12 protein-coding genes are annotated in these 12,313 nt (G+C 40.0%); 1 reads left to right on the forward strand and 11 read right to left on the reverse strand.

Features of this window, described 5'->3' with window-relative positions; genetic code table 11:
- Window positions 1-28: 28 nt before the first annotated feature.
- The 9 genes from ACQKMH_RS12900 to ACQKMH_RS12940 all read right to left on the reverse strand — a co-directional run bounded on the left by ACQKMH_RS12900 (window position 29) and on the right by ACQKMH_RS12940 (window position 9,452).
- Window positions 29-430 (reverse strand): acyl-CoA thioesterase, encoded by a 402-nt coding sequence (locus ACQKMH_RS12900; protein WP_427587860.1) that lies wholly within the window; start codon window positions 428-430, stop codon window positions 29-31.
- A gap of 15 nt (window positions 431-445) precedes the next feature.
- On the reverse strand, window positions 446-1,225 hold the full coding sequence (locus ACQKMH_RS12905; protein ID WP_427587861.1) for an enoyl-CoA hydratase/isomerase family protein: 780 nt from the start codon (window positions 1,223-1,225) through the stop codon (window positions 446-448).
- Window positions 1,225-2,109 (reverse strand): 3-hydroxyacyl-CoA dehydrogenase family protein, encoded by an 885-nt coding sequence (locus tag ACQKMH_RS12910; RefSeq protein ID WP_427587862.1) that lies wholly within the window; start codon window positions 2,107-2,109, stop codon window positions 1,225-1,227. Before ACQKMH_RS12910 ends, ACQKMH_RS12905 begins: the two co-directional genes overlap by 1 nt.
- Before the next feature lie 44 nt (window positions 2,110-2,153).
- Window positions 2,154-2,717 carry a TetR/AcrR family transcriptional regulator gene (locus tag ACQKMH_RS12915; protein WP_427587864.1) on the reverse strand — a complete coding sequence of 188 codons (564 nt, stop codon included), beginning with the start codon at window positions 2,715-2,717 and terminating at the stop codon, window positions 2,154-2,156.
- A gap of 71 nt (window positions 2,718-2,788) precedes the next feature.
- Complete coding sequence (locus ACQKMH_RS12920) at window positions 2,789-4,399, reverse strand: long-chain-fatty-acid--CoA ligase (RefSeq protein WP_427588499.1); 1,611 nt, start codon at window positions 4,397-4,399, stop codon at window positions 2,789-2,791.
- 37 nt (window positions 4,400-4,436) lie between these two features.
- Window positions 4,437-5,210 carry an SDR family oxidoreductase gene (locus tag ACQKMH_RS12925; RefSeq protein WP_427587865.1) on the reverse strand — a complete coding sequence of 258 codons (774 nt, stop codon included), beginning with the start codon at window positions 5,208-5,210 and terminating at the stop codon, window positions 4,437-4,439.
- Window positions 5,207-6,436, reverse strand: coding sequence for an acyl-CoA dehydrogenase (locus ACQKMH_RS12930; RefSeq protein ID WP_427587866.1), 1,230 nt, complete (start codon window positions 6,434-6,436; stop codon window positions 5,207-5,209). The genes ACQKMH_RS12925 and ACQKMH_RS12930 overlap by 4 nt, the downstream gene beginning before the upstream one ends.
- Before the next feature lie 126 nt (window positions 6,437-6,562).
- On the reverse strand, window positions 6,563-8,008 hold the full coding sequence (locus ACQKMH_RS12935) for an ATP-binding protein (protein WP_427587867.1): 1,446 nt from the start codon (window positions 8,006-8,008) through the stop codon (window positions 6,563-6,565).
- 91 nt (window positions 8,009-8,099) lie between these two features.
- Entirely contained in the window at window positions 8,100-9,452 is a 1,353-nt protein-coding gene (locus tag ACQKMH_RS12940; RefSeq protein ID WP_427587868.1) for a TrkH family potassium uptake protein, read from the reverse strand.
- Window positions 9,453-9,684: 232 nt separating this feature from the next.
- Here ACQKMH_RS12940 and ACQKMH_RS12945 point away from each other — a divergent pair, with 232 nt between their 5' ends.
- Window positions 9,685-9,879, forward strand: a complete 195-nt coding sequence (locus ACQKMH_RS12945; protein ID WP_230157610.1) for an alpha/beta-type small acid-soluble spore protein — start codon at window positions 9,685-9,687, stop codon at window positions 9,877-9,879.
- 60 nt (window positions 9,880-9,939) lie between these two features.
- Here the strand turns inward: ACQKMH_RS12945 and ACQKMH_RS12950 are convergent, their stop codons facing one another.
- Window positions 9,940-11,202, reverse strand: a complete 1,263-nt coding sequence (locus ACQKMH_RS12950) for an anti-sigma-I factor RsgI family protein (protein WP_427587869.1) — start codon at window positions 11,200-11,202, stop codon at window positions 9,940-9,942.
- Window positions 11,199-11,942, reverse strand: coding sequence for an RNA polymerase sigma factor SigI (gene sigI, locus ACQKMH_RS12955; protein WP_427587870.1), 744 nt, complete (start codon window positions 11,940-11,942; stop codon window positions 11,199-11,201). Before sigI ends, ACQKMH_RS12950 begins: the two co-directional genes overlap by 4 nt.
- Window positions 11,943-12,313: the final 371 nt, after the last annotated feature.

Genomic DNA, 12,313 nt, shown 5'->3' on the forward strand with positions numbered 1-12,313 from the left:
CTTCAACCCCTTTTAGACTTTTACCATTCTAATTATGAACAAGATGTGAGATGAGCTTTTCTTTAATCATTTCCGGAATAGGTTCGCTTTTTTGATTCGAAAAATTAAAAAAGACTAAAACCGCACTCCCCTTGGCAATGGACGCACCAGTTTGTGAACAAAGGATTTCATGGGCCATGTCACAGCTTTTCGTACCTACCTTTGTCAAAGAAGTTCGAATGGTCAAGAGTTGATTGAAATATCCCTGAGCAATAAAATCGCATTTTGTGGAGGCTAACAAAAAATTCCATGATTCGGCATTTGTCGTCAGACCCAAAGCTTCAAAAAATTTCATGCGTGCTTCTTCCAGATATATGAAATAGTTTGTATTATTGATGTGTCCCAAAGCATCCGTTTCGGAAAAACGGACGTTGACTTCTAATTCATGCATAAAATCCCTCCTAGATTATCGATGAACGAAAGCAGGTTTACGCTTATCCAAGAAAGCGGAGACCCCCTCTTTCACATCTTCAGTTTGGAAGATTTCTTCAAAAAGATCCGTTTCAATTTCTAGACCTTGTTCAAGCGTTGCCTCGCTTCCCTCATTGATCGCCTTCTTGATTCTCGACAGTGATTGAAGGGAGTGCCTCGTCATTCTTGAGGCTAAAATCTTCGCCTCTGATAAGCCACAGCCTTGCTCGACGATTTTATTGACGAGCCCGATTTTTTCCGCTTCTTTAGCATCAATCGGATCACCGGTAAAGATCATTTCCTTTGCTTTGGCGTTTCCAACAAGTCTGGACAATCGCTGTGTACCACCAGCTCCTGGAAATAACCCTAATTTGACTTCCGGCAGGCCAATTTGAACCTGTGTTTCGGCAACGCGCAAATCACAGGCCAAAGCCAGTTCGCATCCGCCTCCTAAAGTCAACCCGTTTAATACGGCTATCGTAGGTTTAGGAAATTGGTCAATTTTGGTTAAAACCGCATGACTTTCCTTTACTCTTTCTTTCATATTCGGATTTCCCATCATGGTTGGAAATTCTTTTATATCTGCACCAGCCGCAAAAGCCATATTGCCTGTACCAGTTATCAGTACTGCTACCATTTCATCATCATTTGAAAGTTCTGTGAATATTTCTCCCAATTCCCTGAATACTTGTCTGCTGATTACGTTTAATGGAGGATTATCAATGGTTATGATTGCAAGCTTATTTTCTTTTTCCAATCTAATGAACTTTGGCATCAATTCTTCACTCCTTGATTCGGATATTCATACCAACCCTTACCAGTTTTCCTTCCTAAATGTCCCTGTTTCACTTTTTCTTCTATACAAGCATTTGGCTTATCTTCTGGATTCCCCGTTTCATTAAATCGCTGCTGCATGACAAAATACCCCACATCAATTCCTGATAAATCCATAAGTTCAAAAGGGCCGATGGGATGGCTTAACGCTTTTCTGCAAATTAGATCGATATCCTTATAGTCCACAATTCCTTCTTCATACAAATATAAAGCTTCACGCTGCAGTGCACCCAATATCCGATTGGCTACGAATCCCGAAATTTCTTTCCTTAATAAAACACCTGTCCTATTCATTTTCTGAGTGACTTCCATCGCAAGCTTTGCTGTTTCTTCTGATGTTTGGTCACTCATGACAACCTCAACACAATCCATAATAAGAGGTGGAAAAAAGAAATGCATATTAATGAATTTATCCGGACGGTTTGTCACACTTGAAAGCAGGCTATTGACAATCGTTGAACTATTCGTAGCAAAAATGGTTTCTGCTGGGGCCAATTCCTCCAGTTTAGCAAAAACTTCACGTTTCACTTCAAGCTTTTCGACAACCGCTTCAATGACTAAATCAGCTCCACTGGCCGCTTTTTCCAAATCGGTCGTATATTGAAGTCGACTAAAAGCTGCCAATTTACGATCTTCAGACAATTTTCCTTTTTGAACCCACTTATTCAAAATGACATCCAATTTTTCCTTGGCCTCATTCAATGCTTTTTCCTGAACATCTTGAAGAATCGTCTCGTAACCTCCAAGTGCAGCGAGCATCGCAATTTGATGCCCCATTTGGCCAGCTCCAATTACGGTTATAGATTGAATTTGCTTGTTGGTCATGTCATCTATCTCCCCTCTACTAACTAGTTAGTATGTAACCTATATCACGCTTCAATCCCCTGTAGAATCATCTCCATGAAAATACGTGCCACTTCCTGTTCATTTTTTTCCCCTGCTGGGTCGAACCAATGATAGCTCCAATTGACCACACCCAAGATAGCAAAAGAAATGATGGATGCATCGAGATTGGACCGCAGTTCTCCGCTCTCGATGCCAGTAATCAGTACCTGCTCGATTTTATTTCGGAACAGATCTCGCTTAGGCAGGATTTGTGCCAGTTTTTCATCACTTAGATTTTTCATTTCGCGGAAAAAGACCATTGCGCTTGACTTTTTAGTCTTAATGCTCTTTAAAAGCATATACACCATTTCAAAAAGCTTATCCTTACAACTTTTTTCAGGGTCCAAAATGATTTTTTCCTGCTCACTAAGCAACTCGTCAATATAAGCGAGATGAATATCCATTAGCAACTGCTCTTTACTCGTAAAGTAATAATAAAACGTTCCCTTCGTAACCCCAACCGATTCGACGATATCAGTAATCGACGTTTCACTAAACCCCTTCTTTTCGAATAAGCGTATGCTATGTTCTGTCATTTTTTCTTTCATGTAAGCATCCTCGCAATCTGTTAAAATTTCAGCTGAATTGAAGTCATACGCTTTCGTACTATCAAATCCACTTATCCCCTGGAAAATTCTTCTCTTAAAGCACGCCTTAAAATCTTTCCAACATTTGTTTTCGGTAACTCCTCACGAAATTCGAGGACATGAGGAACTTTATATGCCGATAGGTTTGCTCGGCAGTAATCGATGATTTCCCGTTCGCTTGCCTTTTGATTATTTTTAAGTACTAGCACCGCTTTAACCGACTCTCCTCGATACGCATCCGGAACTCCGATGACAACCGCTTCCAGGACAGCAGGATGTTCATAGAGAACTTCTTCCACATCACGAGGATAAATATTATAACCACTTGCGATGATCAAATCTTTTTTCCTGTCGACAATATAGAGATACCCTTCCTCATCAACTTTGGCGATATCACCCGTATAAAGCCAACCATCCCTAAGAGTCACAGCCGTTTCCTCTGGCATATTCCAGTAACCTTTCATCACTTGTGGTCCTTTGACGACCAATTCCCCCATCTCGCCGGGGGCCACTTCTTTTGTCCCGTCACCTAGATCCATCACCTTATAATCAGTTGAAGGGATACCAATCCCGACACTCCCAGGCTTTCTGTCGGCAAATACGGGGTTACAATGCGTTGTTGGCGAAGCTTCCGTAAGACCATAGCCTTCCAATATCTTCGCACCTGATTTCCGTTCAAACTCACGTAGGAGTTCCACGGGCATAGGTGCACTTCCGCTGTTACAGAGCTGTATGGAGCCCATTCCATATTCATCTGCTTTAGGATGATTCGTCAAAGCTACATACATGGTTGGTACACCAGGAAAAGTCGTCGGCTGTTCACGTTTTATCGTTTCAAGCACTTCCTCTATTTCAAATCGTGGCAGCATGATTGAATCCCCCGCGATATACACGGATAAATTCATGGCCGAGGTCATTCCAAATACATGAAAAAGCGGTATGACCGACAACGTTCTTTCTGAGCCCATTTTTAATTCATGCTTGAAGAATTCATATGATTGAACAACGTTAGCCAGAATATTGCCATGAGTCAGCATTGCCCCTTTTGAACGGCCTGTCGTTCCTCCTGTATACTGAAGAACGGCTATATCATTTTCCGGGTCGATCGTTACTGGGTTGATTTTTCCGTCTCCTGACTTCATGAATTGGTCAAAGGAAGCATCAGGTTGGAAATCTGCTTCCGATGGCTGCAGGCTCACTGCGATAATATTTTTCACATTTGCGTGCTGCTGCACACTTTTGACTTTCGGATATAAACCGTCCAATACCACAATGGTTTCTGCCCCGGAGTCCTGCAGGATATGCTGCAACTCCCTTTCAACCAGCATTGGATTGATTTGTGTGATAATCGCTCCTGTGGTCAAAGATCCATAATACGCAATGACGTATTGTGGACAGTTAGGCAGCATGATGGCGACACGATCGCCTTTTTGGACACCTTTTTTTTGAAGGGCTGAAGCAAATGCTTGCGACGCATGAAAAAGTTCCTGATAAGAAATCTTCCGACCATAAAAAGTAATAGCTGTATTGTTTGGATAGGACTCATATGCATGTTCAAGAATTCTTTGCATCGGAAACTCAGGAACCTTTATTTCCTTTGATATTGAATCGGGATAAATGGACAGCCATTTTCTTTCGTTCATCATTCCATACCCTCCAGCCATATTTACTTACTTTTCATTACATTGCATGCGAACCCCCATCAACAATCAAGATATTTCCAGTCACATAATCAGATGCTTTTGAAGCTAGGAAAACCGCTGCCCCTTTTAAATCATCATCACTCCCTAACCTTTTAAGCGGAGTGGAATCCAAGATCGGATTCTTTCCTTGTTCAAGCACCCCTTTACTCATTTTTGTCGGGAAGAATCCAGGTGCGATTGCATTAACATTGATATTATGCTGGCCCCATTTAACGGCTAAATCCTTTGTTAAAACAATGACTGCCCCTTTGCTCGTATTATATCCGACTGTATCAAGCACCCTCGGGTCCGTCCCTCCTAATCCAGCGACAGAAGCGATGTTTATGATTTTTCCATGTCCCTGTTCAATCATGACCCTGCCTACAGTCTGGCTCATGATAAAGGTTCCAGTTACATTGACATTCATCACCTTCTGCCAGGCTTCCAGTGGCATGTCGACAGCTGGAGCTCCCCAAGATGCCCCGCTATTGTTCACTAAAATATCAATGGAACCAAACTCCCGGTAAGTTTCGTTAACGACTTCTTGTACATCTGAGGGATTGGTGATATCACACTTGAAGGAAAGTGCCCTGACTCCAATACTTTGCATGCGAGAGGCTACTTCATCGCATGCTTCCTTCTTTCTAGAACAAAGAACGACATTGGCACCTGCTTCGGCAAAGCCGGTCGCTATTTGTTCTCCCAACCCCCTCCCCCCACCGGTTATGATTGCCGTTTTACCAGTCAAATCGAATAGGTCGGTAACTTTCATATATTCACCTCATGCTTCTGCTGGTATTTTCGAAGTTCGATTTTAGCTATTTGTGACCGGTGCACTTCATCCGGACCATCGGCAAGTCTCAACGTCCGGGCATTTGCCCAATGTGCAGCAAAAGGGAAATCATCGGAGATCCCTGCAGCTCCAAACCCTTGAATGGCCCGATCCAGGACTTTCAATGCCATATTCGGTGCAACCACTTTAATCATGGCAATCTCCGCCTTCGCTTCCTTGTTCCCGACAGTATCCATCATATAGGCAGCTTTTAGAGTCAGAAGCCTTGCTTGTTCGATTTCAATCCTTGAATCAGCCACCCATTCCATGATCACACCTTGTCTAGCCAAAGGTTTTCCAAAAGCAACCCGATCTTGAATGCGCTTACATAATTCTTCAAGTGCTCTTTCAGCAGCCCCAATCAGCCTCATGCAATGATGTATCCTCCCAGGTCCGAGTCTTCCCTGGGCAATCGCAAATCCTTTGCCTTCCCCCCATAAAATATTCTCAGCAGGAACCCTTACATTTTCAAAATTGATTTCAGCATGGCCATGCGGTGCATGATCGTAACCAAAAACAGGAAGCAATCTCTCGATTTTGACACCCGGTGTATCCAGCGGTACAAGAATCATGGACTGTTGTTCATGCTTGGATGCTTCAGGATTCGTCTTGCCCATGACAATGGCAATTTTGCATCGGGGATCGCCTGCTCCCGAAGACCACCATTTCCGGCCGTTTATGACATATTCATTTCCTGACTTTTCAATCCTGCATTCAATATTGGTCGCATCCGAAGAAGCTACGTCTGGTTCTGTCATAGAGAAGCATGAGCGGATTTCCCCAGCAAGTAGCGGCTTCAGCCAGCGTTCCTTATGTTCCTCTGAACCGTATCTCACCAACACTTCCATATTTCCGGTATCCGGCGCATTACAATTGAAGATTTCGGGTCCTATCATCGACCTTCCCATGATTTCACAAAGCGGTGCATATTCTAGATTCGTTAAACCCGCTCCATGACTGCTATCAGGTAAAAATAGATTCCATAATCCTTCTTCCTTTGCTTTTGCCGTTAATTCAAATAAAATTGGCGGTATTTTACTCCATCGGCTTTCCTGTGATTCGAGCTGCTGTTTGTATACGGATTCATTGGGGTAGACGTGTTTTTCCATGAATCCCCTTAACTTCTTTTCCAGACTTTTCACCTTTTGAGTATGTTCAAAATTCAAATTGAATTCCCCCTTTTCAAACTAACTAACCGGTTAGTATGTTGTCACTTTTACAGTATACACGCAATTTTCCGATTTTTCCAATAATTAGTTATTTATTTTCCGATTTTTCCGACAGTTGACAATCTATTTTCCTGATTGTTCAATCTCCTTTCCTTGGACATTATTGTTCCCGCTTACATCCTTGGGTTGGACGGCAGGGAATACACATACGATTTTCGTGCCTTTTTTCAGTTCACTTGTGATGAAAACTTTGCCACCATGCTTTTCGATGATTTTAAAACAAACGGAAAGACCCAATCCTGTTCCTGAGGATTTGGTAGTGAAAAACGGTTCTCCTACTTTTTGAAGGGAGTTTTCTGGAATACCTTCCCCCTCATCCAAAATGCTTACATAAACTTCCCCATTTTTTTCATATACACTAACAAATATATTTCCGCCGTTCGGCATCGATTCTATGGAGTTTTTTATCATGTTTATTAGTACTTGTTTAATTTGATTTTCATCAAAGTAAAGGAAAATTGGTTCTGCATCATAATTTTTATGAATTTGAATATTGTTCAGTACGGCGTTTGTCTCCAACAGTGTTACGACATGGTTGCAGCTTTCTTTTAAATCCTTCTCAAGAAAAACCGCTCCAGTCGGTTTCGAGAGCAACAAGAGTTCATTAAGAACTTGCTCAATCCGGTTTATTTCCGAAAAAATTATTTCATAGTACTCCTGTTTATCGGCATTCCCATCTTTAATCAACTTTACAAATCCTAATATAGCTGTCATTGGATTCCTGACCTCATGTGCAATCCCTGCCGCAAGTTGGGCAGCGGTTGATAACTTGCTTGATGTGATTGCCAAATGTTCGTTAAGGCTTACAAGCTTTTCTTCTGCATGTTTCCGTTCATTAATTTCCGATAATATTCCTGCAGTCCCTATGAATTTCCCAGCGTCATCGTAAATCAGTTTAACGAATGCTTCAACCCAACTTGTCCCCTTTTTTGCATCATTCAGTTTAATGTCCACTCGAAAATATTTATTTCCTTGATGAAATGATTCCGCAAACGCCTTTAATACGGCTTGATAAGAAGTGTTATCCATATGTTTAGAAAAGTGCAGCCCGAGAGATTCATTTACGGTTGCACCACTCATCGATTTCCATGCTGGGTTTAAATATAACCATTTACCTTTTTCATCCGTTTGGAAAATAACCTCATTGAAGCTATTGACCAATTCTTTGGAGTACTTGGAGAAAATACGATAGCGTCCTTCGCTATCTTGTAATAAAGCAATTGTTTTCCGTTTATTATCATAGATAGCACCCAAACACCAAGCTATGGATAAACTGCCGATTAAGTATATTCCTTCAAAGGCGGAAAACCTGCGTTCTTCATGATCCAGCAATCCTAAATAGGGCAATAACAATATGAAGAACAGGGCAGGAACAATGACCCTTCCAGTATATTTCTTTATTTCCTCCACCTCCTTTATGAAAATGATATAATCTTCATCCAATCGAATTCCAGCAAGTAAGGGTTCAAATTGAGCATATACTGTATATAAATACGTTAGATAACTCACTTATAGGTAAATTTCAACATTTTATCTTTGATTCCTGCTAATAAGACAAAAAACCTTTCCACCCTGGAAAGGTCTCTGTCCTGCTATATCATTAGCCAATAATGACGCGCTCTTTTGGATAATGATAAATTTCCGTAACTTCTTTGTGTCCTATAATATACAGGAGGGACGTGATCCCGACCCGTCCAATAAACATAATGATCATAATGACAACTTTACCGGTATTACTGAGATCAGGCGTGACTCCCATTGAAAGTCCAACTGATCCAAAAGCCGAACAAACCTCAAAGATAATTTGGGTTAAAGTAAAATTCTCGGTAATCGTTAAAATGAAGACGGCCAGTATGCATAGGAGCGACCCCATGATTATCACTGCAGTCGCCTTTCTGATATCATCAGGATGAATCTCCCGTTTGAATACTTTAATCGAGCGCCTCCCCCTCATGAAATTCCATAAGAAAAGCATCATAATAGCCAGAGTGGTTGTACGAATCCCCCCTCCGACTGAACTTGGGGATGCTCCAATGAACATCAGTATGCTCAACACCAAAAGGGTTGGTTCCGAAAAATCGCTCACATTCATTGTTGCTAACCCGCCGCTTCGCGTATTGGATGACATAAATAAAGAGTAGAAGAACGATTCATGCCAGTTCTTATCTTTTAAGAAACCATTCATCTCCAGAAGGAATATCAGGAGCGTTCCCCCAATAATCAAGGAAAAGAAAGTGACCGATGTCAGTTTCGTGAACAATGAAAAATGAAACTTATATGTACGGGCTTTATTAGATAAAAATTCTTTCAACTCAATCAAGACCGGAAACCCTATAGCTCCAAGGGTAAGAAGGATAATAGTGATGAACTGGACAAAATAATCGTCTTTAAATGGAATCATTGAAGTACCGGTAATATCAAAACCAGCATTAGTAGTGGCACTGATTGCCAAAAATAAACCATTTAAAAAGGCTTCTTTCCAGTTTGGAAAATAATCCAGAAAGTAAATCCCTAAAACTAGGGCGCCAATCATTTCAATTACGACAAATATCTGAATGATATGAATCAATAATTTAACAAGGCCTGAGAGATTCGATTGGTTTTGATCCGTCATGATCAATTGTCTTTCCTTCAAGCCGATTTTCTTACCCAAAATCAACCAGAAAAAAGTTCCGAGTGTCATGATGCCAATCCCGCCAAATTGGAGAACAAACATTAGAATGAAATAGCCTACCTCATTATACACATCGGGCAAACTAACAACTGTTAGACCTGTCACACTAACTGCACTTACGGCTGTGAATAACGCATCCATGAATTTAAATTCTACGCCTGGCTTAAGAGCAACAGGCAGACTCAATAGTAAGGTCGAGATACTGACGGCCAAAAAATAATAACCGACGATAAGCTGTGCTGGTGTTAACTTTGATAATATTTGTTTGATAGCAACCATTCAGAGTTTCCTTTCTTACTCCTTTATGGTTATGTGGATCACATAACCATTGAAACTCTAGTTTACCCTTTTTTCATTCTTTTTTCCATTCTCTTTTGAAACTGACTTACATACAACAATAAGGCAGGTTTACCAATAAATTTGATGCTGTTCATGTAAGTAAAACTCTTGATTCTACTTATACTATCATTACAGCGGCAAAAGCCGTTGAAAAAGTAAAGGGGAGATTCAAATGGCTAACAACAGCAGCAACAACCTTCTTGTTCCTGGAATTGAACAAGCATTAGAACAAATCAAATATGAAATTGCATCAGAATTCGGTGTACAATTAGGTTCAGATACGTCATCACGTGCAAATGGATCAGTTGGCGGAGAAATTACGAAACGACTTGTAGCACAAGCTCAATCACAACTTAAAGGTCAATAATTCAAAACACAATTGAATATCCATGGCTAAGAGTCCAGCTCCTTGCTGGACTCTTTTTAATTATTGCGTCCAATGCTTGTTTTCATCATTCCCATTACCCCGTTTCCACTTATCCCTCTCTTGTTTATCTTTTTTATTTTCGTGCTTACTATGATCGTTTTTATTCTTTTCCTTTTCTCTTCCCCTTTCTTTGTCTGGATATCGTTTCTCAACAAGCTTTTTATCTGCCTTTTCATTCTTCTGTTTGTCCATTAATTGATTACGGTGGTTACTTTGGTAATTGTGGTTATTTCGGGTGCTTTGACTGCTGTGGTTACTTCGGGTGCTTTGGTTACTATCTGATTCCCTTTTTGACTCCTGTTTTTTTTGCTTAAGGCCATTTATCTCATTCCGGTTTTCATTTTTATCTTCACTATTGGTTTTTTCTTTGGTTGGGGCAGGAACCGTTTTCAGATTTTGCCGTACCATTGGTTTGGCTTCCTTTACAGTCTTTTGTTTTATTTCATTTGTATTGTCCTCTTTTTTCTTTTCTTCGTCCGAATTGCTCTTATTGCTCTGAGCTGCACTCTTCTCAGTCGAAATATCGACCTTTTCCTCAACTTTTTTTTCAGGTGCTGCTGGTACAGGTTCTCTCTTATTCACTTTTACTTTTTCTTTATCTTCATTCAACTTCTTTTCGACATATTTACCTGTGGATATTCCTTGTTCCTTTGCTTGCTCCCGATCTTTTTTTGTTGCCTCAATCACTTTCATCTTTGTTTTTGAAACATTATCCTGCTCAGATATCTCTTTTATCTCTTCTTTTAAGTTCTTATCCAATTTTTTACCTTTATCCAATACAGTTGTGGAAACAACTATTTGTTTTTCCCCTTTCAAATATCCAAGTTGCTTCGTCGTTGCAACGATTCGATTTGTAACCGTCTTAATATCCTTACCTCTCCAATTTTTTAGCTGATCAATCACAAGCTTGCCGTCTGCGTTTAAGCCGGTAAGTTTGAGCACTTCTAAATGATCGTCAAGCTCCAATTCAATGCTAGGATTTACATCTATTGTCATATATGCCGACACATGACCAGAGAAATACGATGGAAGAATCGAAAAAAGAATCAGAAAGGTAGAGGCAATGCTTATCACGGCCTTTTTTTTGAAAGATGAATGAAAGCTGGGCAAGGAAAAAGAGACCTTTTGTTTAACAGGTGCAAAAGTGATTTCTTCACCCACTTCATATACACGTTCCTGTCTTTTGGTTTTTAGAAATTCACCCTCGGGGGTCAATAGGGTAACAAAACGTTTATTAACTGAAAGAATAACTCCTTTTTTCATCCATTGATAGCCCCTTTAATATAGTCATTCAAGTACAAAAAATCTCCGTTTATTATAATTGCCACAGCAATGATGTACTTTCGGTTCCGTTCAATCGTTTTTCTGCTTACATCCACTTTTCCTTCAAGCTGTTTCACTGGCAGACGCTTTTTTGCAAACAGGATTTCTTTCAGTTCGTCATCGTCCATTAACATTTTAGCGATCATTATAGCTCCTTTCCTAGCATCCGCATGTTTTGGAGAGTTTTCAACGAGATCCTCAAATGACAGACCAAAATCCTGTAGATGGCTTATATAAAGCTGTATTTCTTCTTTCCTTTTTTCCGATTCTTTTTGCTTCTCGTATTCATGAATCGAATTTTCATTATCGATATATATGTGGCTTTGATCATCATCATCATTCAAAGATAAGTCCAGAAGGATTTCTTTGCGTTTCGACTGGCTTCTTAAATAGTCTATAACCCTTCGTTTAACGAGGGTTTCGGCAAATGCCAATAAAGAACGGCCTTTTTCCGGGGAATATTTGTCGATTGCCTCATTAAAGGCAATCATACCTATACTAAATTCATCATCTGATTCGTATATGTAACGCCTGCAAACTGATGAGACGGTTTTTGCTATAAATGGTTTGAATGACTCTATTGTATCATTACGAAGGCTTAAATCGCCTTGTTGAATTTTCAATACGGTTTCTTCTAAAGAACGCTTTTTTTTGAATGCTGTAAACAACAAACCAAGCATCTGCTCACCTCGCTCCTGTTGAACATAAAATACGCATCAACATATTTATCTTAAGCGGAGGGAGACTAAAAGACAGTACCAAAAGAACTATTTTTGCGATATAAATGAAATCACATAATATATCCACATGATAAAATACTTAGTTTTTTCTCGTTTATTACAGTGCAATTACAGTAAAATATCTTTTTCCGCAGTTTTTACAAATCCATGGGACAATTGTCATTTTTATAATCGGAATTTAATATTCACATCTAAACATATCATTCGTAAACATGCATGGACTTTTGTGGGTAATCTCCTTAAATCGATATTAAAAATCTGTTTTGATCTATAAAGATAATGATTCTGACTAACACTCGATAATAATTGAG

Origin of the sequence: Peribacillus sp. NPDC097895 (assembly GCF_050277555.1) — a bacterium.
Classification (GTDB): Bacteria; Bacillota; Bacilli; order Bacillales; family DSM-1321; genus Peribacillus.